This window comes from Seonamhaeicola sp. ABD4_340, assembly GCF_056312135.1.
Genome location: NZ_CM149981.1, coordinates 2,827,198 through 2,841,181, shown reverse-complemented (window position 1 = coordinate 2,841,181; position 13,984 = coordinate 2,827,198). Strand labels below are relative to the sequence as shown.

Genomic DNA, 13,984 nt, shown 5'->3' with positions numbered 1-13,984 from the left:
TATTGAATTTAGCCATTTTAAATACTGTAGTTCAAGAATTCATTTCAGAAAATCTTCAAACAGATATTAACACAATACTACTAAAAGGTACAAATTTTGAAGCTGTAAATACTAAAGAAATTGTTGAGCAAATTGAAGCTAAAACGCGTTGCAAAACCAAACTTAGTACGTGGTTTAATACCGCCCATATTTATTACCCAAACAAGTTAAATATTGAGCAAACATCATCAGAAATCACAGCTAAATATAAAGCTGAATTAATTTCGGGCAATTCTATAATTGATGTAACCGGTGGTTTTGGGGTAGATTGTTACTACTTTTCTAAACACTTTGAAACCGTTACGCACTGCGAAATAAATGAAAATTTATCAAAAATAGTAGCGCATAACTTTAAGCAACTTCAAATAAAAAATATAATTACGGTTAAAACCGATGGTATTGCGTTTTTAAAAACTGAACAAAAAACCTATGATTGGATTTATATTGATCCGTCTCGCAGGCATGACAGTAAAGGCAAAGTCTTTTTTTTAAAAGATTGTTTACCTAATATACCAGAACATTTAGAGTTACTTTTTAAAACAGCAAAATGCATACTTATAAAAACATCGCCATTGCTAGATATTTCAATTGGTATTAACGAGTTAAACCATGTTAAAACCATACATGTAGTTGCTGTAAATAATGAGGTAAAAGAACTGCTCTGGGTTTTAGAACATAATAATAAAGAAGCTATTACTATTGAAACGGTAAACATAAAAAAAGACAAAAACGAACATTTTAATTTCAAAACAAACACATTACCAACTGCTAAATTTAGCAAACCACTTTCTTTTTTATATGAACCTAATGCCGCTATATTAAAATCGGGTGCTTTTAATGAAATTACCCAACAATTGCCTGTTTTTAAATTACATAAACATTCACATTTATATACTAATGAAACGGTTTTAGAAACCTTTCCCGGACGCATTTTTAAAATAGAAAATAAAATAGCTTACAACAAAAAGGTTTTTAAAAAACTAGGCATATCTAAAGCGAATATTACCACCAGAAATTTTCCTGAAACAGTACAACAAATACGTAAAAAACTTAATATAAAAGATGGAGGTGGCACCTATATTTTCTTCACAACAGATATTGATAATAATAAAATAGCGTTACTTTGCAGCAAAGTATAAAGGCAGAATGACAGTTAACGATTTAGAAGGCACATACAACATTATTGGAACTAACCAAAATGAAACGAATATACAATACAAAGGCACACTAACGCTTACTACCGATGACTATAACAGAGTTGTTGCTAAATGGCTTATTAACAACCAACAAAAACAGACAGGTTATGGTTTTTTTAAAGACCATATTTTAGTTATTAATTTTGAATATTTAGGAGTTGATAATGATACGTTTAAAGGTGTGGTAGTTTATAAGTGCTTAACCAAAGATATTTTAGAAGGATTTTGGTCTGAAACCTATGGAGACCCAAATTATTTAGGAACCGAGCGCTGTTTTAGAATACAAACAGAGCTTAATATTAATTAGCTTCGGGGTTTACTTAATTGCCTATCATACATAATAATACTGCCCGCTACGGAAACATTTAAGCTTAAAGTTGATTTAAATTTTACTAAAAAATGAGATTTTTCAATCGCTTCTTTTGTTAAACCATGATCTTCTGCTCCTAATAAATACACACATCGCCTTGGGTGATTAAAAGTCTCTAAATCTTTTGCACTCTCATCTAATTCTACCCCAACAATGCGTGTGCCTTTGGGTAAATTATTAAAAAAATCTTCAAAAGTATTGTAGTGAAAATATGGCATTGATTTAACAGCATTGTGTGTATCGCACGCTTGTTTTGCATAGCGGTTACCAATTGTGAATATAAAACTAGCGCCCATATTTTGTGCCGAACGCCATAAAACACCCAAGTTTTCTGGTGTTTTACCGTTTAAAATACCAATTCCAAAAAATTCGTTTACAAAGTTATTATTCATAGGACAAAAATATCAAACATTTAAAAACAAAAAAGCCTTGAACATAAATTCAAAGCTTTGTTAACCAGTTTTAGTTAGGGTTAAGCTATTAATCTACTACATCTGGTTGTAAATATTGTGGTAAAGCTATGGCTATATCTGTATGGTTCTCAATAGTGAACTCACTACCTTCTTTATTTTCTAAATCTTTTTCATAAAACAAAATATAATCTATACTACATCCCTGAGCTCGTCCTGAAATTGTTAACGTATACTCTTCACCTTTTTTTAAATTTACTACCACATCAGAGTTTCTTTTTGTTCCATCAACATGGCCTTCCATTTTATGTAATGAGCCCCATTTACGAACACCACGCCCCCAGAATTTATGATTTTTCTTTATTTGATCTGTAGGAAACGTAGATGCCGTTGTAAAATTGCCTTCAATTTTAAACCATAAATCATTTCTTTTATCGCCCTTTTCAAAACCATCATCTGTACAGTGTTGCGATCCTGGTGTACATTTTTCCAAAGGTTGTAACATACGCATTGTTAGCCTGAATTTTGCTGTTTTAGGACACACAAATGTATATTTTAAAGGTGATTTTGCTGCTCCACCGTTTAAATTATTTCCTGTAAATTCTAAGTAATTATCATTTAATGCAGGTATTTCGTTGGCTGTAGTTTTAAACTTATCTGTATCTGGATAATAACCAGCCTCTCCTTTTTTTCTTAATATCCATAAGCCTAAATCTGATTTGGTAACTTCTGGCTCAAATACTATATAATTAGGTCCTATTTTTATACCATCAACCGTTACAACTTCTGCCTCTTCTTCGGTTTCATCTGTTTCATCGGTTTCTTGCTCCTCTATTTGTTCTTCTTCATCTAAGCGATAATCATCTGGGTTTATACCGTCTTCAGAAGAACTTGAGCACCCGCTCACAAGGACAAAGACACATAGAAATAATAATTTAAAAATCTTCATAATTAAATAGTTTAGTTTATTAGTTGTATTAACAAAACTAATTGCTATTTAGTGAGGTAAAGGATAATGGTTAACTAAAAAATACAACAAATGGTTTTTAATTATACAAAACTACATAGGCATTTAAGCTGGTAGCGATGGTCATCCAAATTAAGTAAGGTAAAATAAATAACGTATTATAGCTAAGGTCTTTTTTAAACTTAAACGTAAAATATCCTATTAATAACCAAAGCAGTGTTATGATTACTAAACCAATAGCTGTAAGGTGTTTGTTAAAAAAAAACAAATTCCAACTTACATTTAAAACCCATTGCAAACTGTATAATACCATTAACTTTTTATCAAAAAGATTAAATTGAAAACTTAATTTACTCATGTAAACTGCAAAAAGTAGCATTATGGTTGTCCATGCTGCACCAAAAACCCAACCGGGTGGTGTCCATGGAGCTTTATTTAAATTTTGATACCAAGAAGTTTGTGGTCCGTCATTCATCAATAAAGTACCAATGTACAATGCTAAAAAATTAGCTATTAAAAAAATAATAAAACGCACTAATGGCTTATTCATAACAGATTATTTTATTAAGATTGTATCTATAATAAGTTTAAAATTTTCATCTTTTTTATTACCTATTAAAAATGCCATTTCTTCAATGTTATTAAATGAAAAGTTAGGAAAACTAAGCTTTTTCCCTCTAAACGATGGATAAAAATCATTGAGAGACAAGGTTATTTCTTCCCATTTGTTTGAGGTTTGAAAAGTTTGAATATACCAATAATTTTGTTGTGCGTTAGATTTTATTCTAAACTGATATTTTTTTCCGTCTCCTTTAACTTTTAAAACTATTTTAGAATGACTTTTATCAAAATTGATGGATTCTGTATGTCTTGTCATAGCAAAACCTCCATTATTTTTGGTGGAAACATCACCCGAAAATACAGCATGACCATCATTAGTTAAACTCATATAAGAATTTGATAGCCCTCCCATAACAACATCATTAGTAATATTCCATGATTCTATAGGGTATGAATTTGAAAAATCTGCTATCATAACATGTGTTTGTATAAGTAATAAATTTAAAAGATAAAAAAACATCGTATAATTATAACTTTAAACTAACAATACCTGCGTCTATTGGGAAAACTTGTCCTGAGATAGCTGCAGATGCATCTGATAACAAATAGTCTGCTAAACTCGCAACATCTGTAGGTTGTAAATAGGTTTTTAATGGATGTCTATTCTCCATGTTTTCTTTTTGTTTGTCGTTTCTTAATAATTTGTCTGCTAATGATGTTTCTGTAACAGTAGGTGCTATACAATTAAAACGCACCTTGGTAGCAAATTCTCCGGCCAGTGATTTTGTTAAACCTTCTACAGCAGATTTACTTGCTGCAACACTTGCATGAAAAGGCATACCTAACTTAGTAGCCACCGTACTAAACAATACTACACTACCGTTGTTATTCTTTAAATTATTAACATATTTTTGAATAACATTAACAGCTCCTAAAACATTAATCTCAAAATCAGCTCTAAAATCATCTAAACTTAATCGGTTAATAGGTTTTAAATTAATACTACCTGGACAATACACTAATCCATTGATTGTCGCTTCTATTTCTGGCAGCTCATCCTCTAAAACATTTACGTTGTAATTGGTAACATTAGCATGTGATATTGCTGCTGTTCTACTAATGTTAATAACCTTATGAGTATCTTTTAAGCTGTTTATAATGGCAGCTCCAATACCTTTACTTCCTCCTACTACTATAATTGTTTTCATATTTTATCTTTTAGATATTTTATTATTAGATATATTTCTTTGTCTTGAACATTTAAAACGACCTTTTATAAATGCTCTTTTAGCTTCATGTTTTGTAGCTCTACCTTGAACTCTTTTGCGCCACATTCTAAAACTAGAAGGCTTCATTTCTCTTCGCATTAAGTTAATAACCTCCTGCTCTTTTAAACCAAATTGAAACTGAATAGCATCAAAAGTGGTTCTATCTTCCCAAGCCATTTCAATAATTCTATCAATTTGTCTATCCGTCATAATAATCTAGATTTAAATATTCATTTTTATAATCAATCATTTTTGAAATGAATTTTTTATTCGCTGAATAATTCTTGTTTTTTAAAAATTTTATGAAACTTCCTTCGGCATGAATGCTGAAAAACGAAGCATTGTAAACTACTAATTTGTGGTAAGGAATACACCAAGAAAAACGCTCTAGTCTGTTAGTAAAATGAACTAAAATACCTTTTGGACGCATTTCTATATTTCCGTAATTTAATTCTGAAAATTGAACTTTATCTGATTTTAATTTCTGACTTATTTCAGCAATCATAAAACGACCAGAACCTACACCATTCAGTTTAACTTTATTTAGTAATGAGAATGGTTTACCTAGAAATTCTCTACTGTAAACAAGAAAATCTTCGTTTGTATATGTGGTATTAAATATCATTATTCATCTCTTAACATTCTACTTCTATTATCTATTGTATGCTTTTTTAATATTCTGTAGCTTTCTCTACGTACTTCAGGATCTTTTTTCATATTCCATAAAATATCACTAGCACGTTTTCTATTCTCTTTAATATCTACAATTGGAGCTGGATAATCTTCCCCTATAATGCAATTGTTAAATTGTTGCTCTAAAGGAGTCAATAAATAGGGTTCATGAATAAACGGAACTGGTAAATGAGCTAATTCAGGCACCCATTTTTTTATGAAAACAGCATCAGGATCATGCTCTTGTCCATTTTTAACAGGATTGTAAATTCGTAAATTATTAATACCTGTTTCACCTGCTTGCATCTGTAATTGTGGAAAATGAATACCAGGTTCAAAATCAAGAAATAAGCGTGATAAATGATGGGTTGCCTCTTGCCATGGTTGCCATAAAATATGCGTAAAAAAAGATACTAACATAGCGCGCATTCTAAAATTTATATAACCTGTTTGTGCTAAACAACGCATAGAAGCATCTACTAAAGGAAAACCTGTATATCCTGTTTCCCAAGCAGTTTTATAGGTTTCTGATATCGATTTTTTTAGCTTATGATATCCCTTATTAACACTTGCATTTTCCATAGTACACTCCATTTCGAACTTTTGAATGAAGTGCGCTTGCCATCGTAATCGAGATATAAAAGCGCTTAAATGTCTTTTATTTTTTGATTGCGCTTTAACTTCTTTGGCTTTTTGAAATACGGTTCTAATAGATACATTTCCCCAAGCTATATATGGTGATAACCTACTGCAACTACTTCTAGACGCTTCTGGTTTAGATATATGAAACATATATTTTTCATATCGTTCATTAAAAAAAGAATCTGCATACTTCCAAGCCATTTTTGTTCCGCCATATTGAAAATTTACATCTTTTTCTGTTGATAAATCTGTAACATGAAAATACTTACTTATATTTTGGATTTCATCAATACTGATAAAGTTTTCTGAAGAAGCTTCAAAAGGTATTTGTGGTAAATACATGTAACTCTCCCACTTATCAAACCAATCTTCTCTATTTAATAAACCTCTTAATACACCATTATTTATATTTTCTATCCATTCAATAGAATTGTTTCTACAATATCTAGCGAATTCTTTATCTCTATTAAAAGTAACTTGTAATCCTGTTTCTTGATGAGAAAATACTTGTGTTACATCAAAATTGGTGAATAACTGATTGAAAATGGCAAAAATTTCTCCAGTGGCACAAAAAACTTGCGTGTTATAGTGTTTTAAATCTTCGTTTAAATCTTGAATAGATTGTTTTATAAAGTTCCAATGACGCTCACTGTAATGTGCATCTTGAAGTAGTAAGTTTTCGAAAACAAACATAAAAAGCACTCTGTTTCCTGACTGTAAAGCGTTATATATTGCTTCATTATCATGTAAACGCAAATCTCGTTTTAACCAAACAACAGATATGTTTTCTTTTTTACTCATTTATAATAAATTAAGCTGTGTTTCTTTTTTAGGATTTTCTAATTGTTCAAAAAACATAGCAGCGTTTTTAAAATGAGTTTCTCTTTTAGAATTATCCATTTTATCTAAATTGGACAATAACATATTTAAACGTGGATTTTTACTCAAAAAACTTCTGTTTTTATCCATAAAATTCCAAAATAAACCATCCCATATTTGCTGCCATTCTCCATTAGGATAGTCACTCATTTTTTTTATATAATTACTACTACTTATATAGGGTTTTGTAGACATTAAACCACCGTCTGCAAACAAAGTCATACCATATACATTGGGAACCATAACCCAATCATACGCATCAATAAACAACTCCATAAACCATTTGTAAACCTCATCAGGGTTAAACTCACACAACAACATAAAGTTTCCTAAAATCATTAAACGTTCTATATGATGCGCATATCCTATTTTTAATAGTTTTTTAATTGTAGTATCTATAGGATCAATACCCGTTGTTCCGGTATAAAAAGAAGATGGTATTTTTCTAGTATGATTCCAAAAATTCTTTGTACGTTCTTCTGTACCTTTTACTTCATAAACACCTCTTATAAATTCTCTCCACCCCAAAATTTGTCTGACAAAACCTTCTAAAGAATTAATAGGAATGTCATTTTTAGCCGCAAAATCTATAGCCTCTTCAATTACATACAAAGGCGACAATAATCCAACATTAATTAAAGGAGATAGAATACTATGGTTTAAAAAATGTTCTTTTTTTACAATAGCATCTTCATAAGCACCAAAATCATGAAAACGTACCTTAAAAAAATCTTGTAACCAATCTTCAGATTCTTTGAAAGTTGTAGGATAGTACTGGATTGAATCTACCTCACCTATATTATTTTTAAAGTTGGCATTTACATAATCTACTGCTTCTTTAAAATGTTTATTAACCTTTGGATATGTAATAGTTGGAGGTGTTTTATCTTTTGGGTATTTTTTTCTGTTATCTGAATCAAAAGTCCATTTACCACCAACAGGTTCACCGTTTGTGACTAAAATATTTCTATCCGTACGTTGATTTTTATAAAATGACGTTTGAAAAAATTTCTTTTTGTTGGGTTTAAAAAAAGAACTTAATTCTTCTTTAGAATTTATAAATAACGGATTTTCATAATACTGAATTGATATTTGCTCTGAAAAAGTATTTATTCTTTTCTCCAGCCAATTATCAGTAGGGTTTATAATATGAACTGTTGTTATCTCTTCATCAATAAAAAAAGAAAATAGCTTTCTAACATCACTTATTTTGTCTGAAGCTTCTATATAGGTAACTTTGAAACCTTTATCAGCTAAAAAGCTTTCATAAAATTTCATACTTGCTCTATGAAAAGCTACTTTTTGTTTATGAAAATTATATTGACTAAAAAACAAGTATTCTTCTACTAAAAACACAGGTGTTTTTGAAGGTAAAAACTCAGTATTTTTAAATAATTGATGCGGAAATATAACAGTAACTTCATTCATAACTAAAAAAGTGTTGGTTGTAACCACATACGTTGAAAAGCACCTTTGGCATCATACCTTTCTGCCTGTAGCTGAACATTAAACTTTCTATCTCTTGGATCATTCCCTACACCCGCTACATATTGCCAATTTCCGTAGTTACTGTGTACATCATAATCTATTAACATACTCTCAAAATATGCAGCTCCAATTCGCCAATCTAACAGCAATTCTTTAGCAAAATAAGATGCTACATTTTGCCTTCCTCTATTACTCATCCAACCAGTTAATTTTAACTCTATCATATTTGCGTTTACAAATGGCTCTTGAGTTTCTCCGTTAATCCATCGGTCTATTTGAGCTTGACTTTCTTTCCAATCATAGTGTATGTTTTTTAAACCACTAATTTTAAACAGCTTATTTTGGTGTTTTAAAGCAATAAACTTGAAATAATCTCTCCAAATAAGCTCAAAAATCATCCAGTAAGTAGATTGATTTCCACCAAATTCATTTTCAAACTCTCTAACTTTCCAATAAATGGTTTTTGCTGAGATGCTTCCGTTTGCTAGCCATGATGAAAATTTAGAACTATAATCTGTCCCAATAAGTCCGTTTCTTGTTTTCTTGTAAAAAGCTAACTTTTTAGTATTAAAAAAATAATCATTTAACCTTTGTAACGCGGCTGTTTCTCCTCCTTTAAAAGGAAAAGCAGTATTTACAGGAAGTTCAAAAGAATCAAAGCCTAATGCTTTTAAAGATGGTACTTTAGATTCAGGAACTGATACTTTTGTTTCTTTTTTAGGGAGAAGTGAGAACCTAGATCTTACTTCTGATAATTTTTCAACCTTTTTTCTAAATATTGTAAAAACCTCTGGTAGTTTTCTGATAGAAAATGGAACATCATCTGGATGAAATAAAAACTGATCATAAAAACTATGAGTTGTTACATTTTTTGGCAAGTTTTTTAATACAGCATCTATTTGTTTATTTTCTTCACTAGTAAACTCTTTCTGAAAAAAGAGGGCGCTTGCGTTGTATTCTAAACATACACTTGTAACCACCTGTTGCGGACACCCATAGTAAATAGAAAAAGGAACATTTAAAGATTGTAAGTTTTTTTGAAGATCTATAACCGATTCTCTTAAAAACTGTGCTCTATATTTTTCAATTTTTTTAAATCCAAACTGTGTTTTTGTAAATAATTCCTCATCAAAACAATACACTGCAATTACTTGCTCGTAATTAGCACAAGCCTGATATAAAGCTTCATTATCTTGAACACGTAAATTAGTGGTAAACCATACTATGGCTGTTTTGTTTTGCTGCATTTTTTACTACAATATTTTACATTCTCCCAGTCTCGCTCACATTTTTTTCGCCATGTAAATGGTCGTTCGCAAACAGGACATATTTTACTGGGTAAATGTTGTTTTTTTCTACTTGTCATTGGTTACTAAAGCCTTTATCATACCATTAAAAACAAAAGCATGAAACGGCAACACCGAGAACCAATACAGGCGCCCCCAAATACCTTTGGGTCTAAAAACGGCACGTTGAAATAATTGGTTTTTAACTATTTTGAATTCTAACCAAGCCTCACCAGGCAGTTTCATTTCGGCAAATAACAATAGGCGTTTTTCTTCTTTGTCGGCTAATAAAACACGCCAAAAATCTACTGGATCACCAGGTTCTAAATAAGTATTATGCGTTCTGCCACGTCTTAAACCAACACCACCAAACAATTTATCTATATACCCTCTTATACGCCAAAGCCAATTGAAACTGTACCAACCGTTTTCTCCGCCAATAGACCAGATTTTGTTTAATGTAAAAGTTTCATCGTTAACGGGTACAGAACGTAAATCTTTAAAACATCCGTATTGCGGTATTTGTATATGTTTACTTAATTGTGAATTAAAAACACCACTACTCATGGCGTCTTTCCAACTTGAAATTACAGCATTTTGTTCTATTTTTTGAAATGCTAAAGACACTGCTTTTTTATAAGTAATAGGAAAAACACCTAAAATTTGGTTGATATTGCTTGGTTTTGCAACTACTTCAACTTTCATACTATCTACCAACGCTTTTGCCAAATTAAATGATGTTGACGTTACAAAATACAACCAGTAAGACGACATTTTGGGTGATAATACAGGCAATGTTATTATATAGCGTTTAAAACCTCTAACGCTTGCAAACTGCAATAGCATTTGTTTATAAGTTAAAATTTCTGGTCCGCAAATATCAAAAGACTTGTTAAGCACTTTAGGGTTTAACAACGCACGCTCTAAAAACAATAATACATCTCTAACAGCAAGTGGTTGTGTTTTTGTGTTAAGCCACTTAGGTGTTATCATTATTGGTAATTTTTCAACGATGTCTCTTATAATTTCAAATGAAGCACTACCACTACCCACAATTATACCTGCTCTAAACGTGGTTAATGCATAATTATTAGAATGTAGAGTATTTTCAACTTGTAATCTAGATTTTAAGTGTGTTGATAAGCTTTTATCATTAACAATACCGCTTAAATAAATAACCTGCTTACAATCCGTTTTATTAACTAAAGCCTTAAAATTTTGAGCACATTTTTGTTCTAAATTTTCAAAATTACTGGCAGTTGTTGCCATAGAATGTATGAGGTAATATGCGGCATCAATATCTTTTGGTAAATCTGGTAAATTATCGTTTAAGAAATCTACTTTTATAAATTCAACTTGGTCTTTAAATTCAATTTCATCGGGTATTCTATTTAAATCACGCACACAACACACCAACTCATGCCCGCTTTCAATTAATTTTAAAGCAAGCCTTTTGGCAATGTAACCGGTTGTTCCTGTGATTAAAATTTTCATTTATACCTTATTTTCTAAACTTTTGGGTCTTTGATATTCAAAACGCATTTTTAATTCTGGTATAGCATATGCATCTAAACCATTAATTGTTGCTGTTTTTGCTTTTGATAGATTTAAAAAACCATCAGTTTCAAGCATATCATCATTCACATAAAAACACTGTATTTCACCAACCACCAAAATGGTGTTGTTAGCTTTAATATGATATTCTTCAACATACTTTAAGCCAATTTGTACAGATGATTCATTTACAAAAGGTGCTTTAAATTCATTTTTATAAACGGGTGTTAAACCTGTAATTTCAAACTCAGACACATCTTTAGGATACTTTGCCGATGTATGATGAGCACTTTCAATAAAGGCTTCATTTATGTGGTTTATAGTATAAAAACCCGTTTCTTTAATGTTTTCATAGGTGTTTCTTGGCACGGTGTTAGGGCGTAAAATAAACCCCAATAATGGCGGATTAGAGCCCAAATGAATTACAGAACTAAATACTGCCACGTTTTCTTTACAACTGTTTGAAATGCTTCCTATTAAATTAGCAGATTTGTAACCCGATAAACTATTCATTAGGTTAATTCTGTAAATTTTATCAAAACCCTTTATATCTTCGGTATTAAAAAAAATCATGCGTATGTTTTGAAATTATTTATAATTACGTTGGTTGCTTTTAAATCATGCATTAAATTATACAAGCCAAAAAATGTTCTATTTATATAAATGAAATGCTTTGAACCGCGGTTGCCATTCATATTTCTTAGCTCTGTGTTTTTAGAATATTTAGTACCTAATTCTGTTATTTTTCCGAAGAATGTTTCATCAGAAAAATCAAATACCTCATTATTAAAAGGTTCAGTAAATAAGCTTAACATTTCATGAAACATTTCTTTGAAAAATGTGAGCTCTTCTTTGCTGTCATCTGTTCTTAAAATTTCTAACTCGTAAAGCTTTTGTTCAAAAAGGTCTGGGTTTGAAATATTTTCTTTTTTAGCCAACTCAAAATATGGCACATAAAACTCTTCTGGCACCTCTTTCATACAGCCAAAATCTAAAACTATTAATTGATTGTCTTTAGAAATCATGAAATTTCCTGGGTGCGGATCTGCATGTACTTTTTTGAGCACGTGCATTTGGTACATGTAAAAATCCCATAAGGCTTGCCCAAGTTTATTGGCTACTTCTTTGTTGGTATTTTGTTTTGTGAATTCTGATAGATGAATGCCATTCATCCAATCCATTGTAATTATTCTATCAGAAGATAAATCTTCATAATAATTAGGAAACAGTAAATTTGGTATATGCTTGCATGCATCAACAATAGCCTGACTTTGCGCCACCTCTAACACATAATTTGTTTCTTCAATTAACTTATTTTCAACTTCTTTAAAATACTTATCGCTGTCTTTGCCACGAATATTAAACATTTTAATAGCTATGGGTTTAACCAAAGCCAAATCTGTAGAAATACTTTCTGCAACACCAGGATATTGAATTTTAACGGCATATTTTTTACCATTTTTTTCTGCAATGTGAACTTGCCCAATACTTGCGCCACTAACTGCGTTTAAGTTAAAGGTGTCAAACAATTCATTTGGGTTTTTTCCAAAGTATTTTTTGAAGGTTTTTTTTACTAAAGGAGCCGATAATGGTGGCACTGAAAACTGCGATAATGAAAATTGCTCAACATACGCTTGTGGTAAAATACCTTTTTCCATACTAAGCATTTGAGCAACTTTCAAGGCACTACCTTTAAGCTGCTTTAAGCCGTCATAAATATCTTCTGCATTGTCTTTATTTAACTGTTCTTTAGCTTCATCTTCACCATTAACCAATTTACTACCATAATATTTTAGGTAGTTTACACCAACCTTTGCTCCTGTTTGCACAAGTTTTGAAGCACGTTGTATTTTTGATGTTGGAATATTATCTATTGTTTTCATTAGTTTTTCATTTTTTCTTTAAATAGAAATTTACCTAAATCAATTACACTTTTGACAGGTGCAATATTGATGATATCAAAACTGGCATTTACTGATTTTTCAATAAACAAATCTGTTTTTTCAAAGCCAGCAGAACTATCATCTAACCAAAACTTAATAGTTAAAACCAATTGTAACCAAGCAGTTTCACTTAATGCTTTGTTTTGAATTTTTTCTAAACGCTCTTGCTTTACATCTAACTTTTCTATGTTTAAACCATCAATAAATTTTGTAAAACCATGCTTTAAACCTTTTAAGCTTTTCATGACTTCTAATTTGTTTTTTTGTTGGTTTAAAGCATACACTACGTAACTACGGTTGGCCGTAAGAATTTCGAAAAACGTGTAATAAAAACTTAAAAGCTGATTTCTGGCATCAAAACTTTCAAATTCATCGCTTTTGTGAAGTAAACCCAAAGTGTTTTCAAAAAAAACAGTAAAAATTTCATTTTTTATGGTTTCAAATGAAGTAAAAATTTGATAAAACAATGCTTCATCAAAATTGTTGTCTTTACTGAATTTGTATACAGATTTTGGGTCTTCGTTGTGCTCTAAAACATAATCCATATACATGGAAATGATGTCTGTTTTTGTAATATTTTTTTTCTTTGCCATGATAAAACTTAATAGGTTAAAAAGGTAATCTACTTCAAAGATACAATATTTTGTTTAACTTATTTTTATTTTAGTTAAACAAAAATTATTTAAGCATAAGAAAATGTTATGGTTGC

At 30.6% G+C, this 13,984-nt stretch carries 17 protein-coding genes; 2 read left to right on the top strand and 15 right to left on the bottom strand.

Annotated features, from left to right (window positions below):
- The first annotated feature begins 2 nt into the window (after positions 1-2).
- On the top strand, positions 3-1,178 hold the full coding sequence (locus tag ACYX4H_RS12315) for a THUMP-like domain-containing protein (RefSeq protein WP_476236585.1): 1,176 nt from the start codon (positions 3-5) through the stop codon (positions 1,176-1,178).
- A 7-nt stretch (positions 1,179-1,185) separates the two neighbouring features.
- Complete coding sequence (locus ACYX4H_RS12310; RefSeq protein ID WP_476236584.1) at positions 1,186-1,542, top strand: hypothetical protein; 357 nt, start codon at positions 1,186-1,188, stop codon at positions 1,540-1,542.
- Here the strand turns inward: ACYX4H_RS12310 and ACYX4H_RS12305 are convergent.
- The 15 genes from ACYX4H_RS12305 to ACYX4H_RS12235 all read right to left on the bottom strand — a co-directional run bounded on the left by ACYX4H_RS12305 (position 1,539) and on the right by ACYX4H_RS12235 (position 13,868).
- Positions 1,539-1,997 carry an RNA methyltransferase gene (locus ACYX4H_RS12305; protein ID WP_476236582.1) on the bottom strand — a complete coding sequence of 153 codons (459 nt, stop codon included), beginning with the start codon at positions 1,995-1,997 and terminating at the stop codon, positions 1,539-1,541. The genes ACYX4H_RS12310 and ACYX4H_RS12305 overlap by 4 nt on opposite strands.
- Before the next feature lie 88 nt (positions 1,998-2,085).
- Positions 2,086-2,964, bottom strand: coding sequence for a hypothetical protein (locus ACYX4H_RS12300; protein ID WP_476236580.1), 879 nt, complete (start codon positions 2,962-2,964; stop codon positions 2,086-2,088).
- A 97-nt stretch (positions 2,965-3,061) separates the two neighbouring features.
- Positions 3,062-3,532 (bottom strand): TspO/MBR family protein, encoded by a 471-nt coding sequence (locus ACYX4H_RS12295; protein WP_476236579.1) that lies wholly within the window; start codon positions 3,530-3,532, stop codon positions 3,062-3,064.
- 6 nt (positions 3,533-3,538) lie between these two features.
- Positions 3,539-4,018 (bottom strand): CIA30 family protein, encoded by a 480-nt coding sequence (locus tag ACYX4H_RS12290; protein ID WP_476236578.1) that lies wholly within the window; start codon positions 4,016-4,018, stop codon positions 3,539-3,541.
- Between the two features lie 52 nt (positions 4,019-4,070).
- Positions 4,071-4,751 carry an SDR family NAD(P)-dependent oxidoreductase gene (locus tag ACYX4H_RS12285; RefSeq protein ID WP_476236577.1) on the bottom strand — a complete coding sequence of 227 codons (681 nt, stop codon included), beginning with the start codon at positions 4,749-4,751 and terminating at the stop codon, positions 4,071-4,073.
- 3 nt (positions 4,752-4,754) lie between these two features.
- Positions 4,755-5,021 (bottom strand): TIGR03643 family protein, encoded by a 267-nt coding sequence (locus ACYX4H_RS12280; protein ID WP_475296111.1) that lies wholly within the window; start codon positions 5,019-5,021, stop codon positions 4,755-4,757.
- Positions 5,011-5,436 carry a hypothetical protein gene (locus tag ACYX4H_RS12275; RefSeq protein WP_476236575.1) on the bottom strand — a complete coding sequence of 142 codons (426 nt, stop codon included), beginning with the start codon at positions 5,434-5,436 and terminating at the stop codon, positions 5,011-5,013. Before ACYX4H_RS12275 ends, ACYX4H_RS12280 begins: the two co-directional genes overlap by 11 nt.
- Positions 5,436-6,926 carry a cryptochrome/deoxyribodipyrimidine photo-lyase family protein gene (locus tag ACYX4H_RS12270; RefSeq protein ID WP_476236574.1) on the bottom strand — a complete coding sequence of 497 codons (1,491 nt, stop codon included), beginning with the start codon at positions 6,924-6,926 and terminating at the stop codon, positions 5,436-5,438. Before ACYX4H_RS12270 ends, ACYX4H_RS12275 begins: the two co-directional genes overlap by 1 nt.
- Complete coding sequence (locus tag ACYX4H_RS12265) at positions 6,927-8,432, bottom strand: cryptochrome/photolyase family protein (RefSeq protein ID WP_476236573.1); 1,506 nt, start codon at positions 8,430-8,432, stop codon at positions 6,927-6,929.
- A gap of 2 nt (positions 8,433-8,434) precedes the next feature.
- Positions 8,435-9,739: a DASH family cryptochrome gene (locus ACYX4H_RS12260; protein ID WP_476236572.1), complete on the bottom strand. Its 1,305-nt coding sequence runs from the start codon at positions 9,737-9,739 to the stop codon at positions 8,435-8,437.
- On the bottom strand, positions 9,715-9,858 hold the full coding sequence (locus tag ACYX4H_RS12255; protein WP_476236571.1) for a DUF2256 domain-containing protein: 144 nt from the start codon (positions 9,856-9,858) through the stop codon (positions 9,715-9,717). Before ACYX4H_RS12255 ends, ACYX4H_RS12260 begins: the two co-directional genes overlap by 25 nt.
- Positions 9,848-11,272 carry an SDR family oxidoreductase gene (locus tag ACYX4H_RS12250; RefSeq protein WP_476236570.1) on the bottom strand — a complete coding sequence of 475 codons (1,425 nt, stop codon included), beginning with the start codon at positions 11,270-11,272 and terminating at the stop codon, positions 9,848-9,850. Before ACYX4H_RS12250 ends, ACYX4H_RS12255 begins: the two co-directional genes overlap by 11 nt.
- Entirely contained in the window at positions 11,273-11,905 is a 633-nt protein-coding gene (locus tag ACYX4H_RS12245; protein ID WP_476236569.1) for a flavin reductase family protein, read from the bottom strand.
- Positions 11,902-13,215 (bottom strand): ABC1 kinase family protein, encoded by a 1,314-nt coding sequence (locus ACYX4H_RS12240; protein WP_476236568.1) that lies wholly within the window; start codon positions 13,213-13,215, stop codon positions 11,902-11,904. The genes ACYX4H_RS12245 and ACYX4H_RS12240 overlap by 4 nt, the downstream gene beginning before the upstream one ends.
- Positions 13,215-13,868: a TetR family transcriptional regulator C-terminal domain-containing protein gene (locus ACYX4H_RS12235; RefSeq protein ID WP_476236567.1), complete on the bottom strand. Its 654-nt coding sequence runs from the start codon at positions 13,866-13,868 to the stop codon at positions 13,215-13,217. The genes ACYX4H_RS12240 and ACYX4H_RS12235 overlap by 1 nt, the downstream gene beginning before the upstream one ends.
- Between the last annotated feature and the right edge of the window lie 116 nt (positions 13,869-13,984).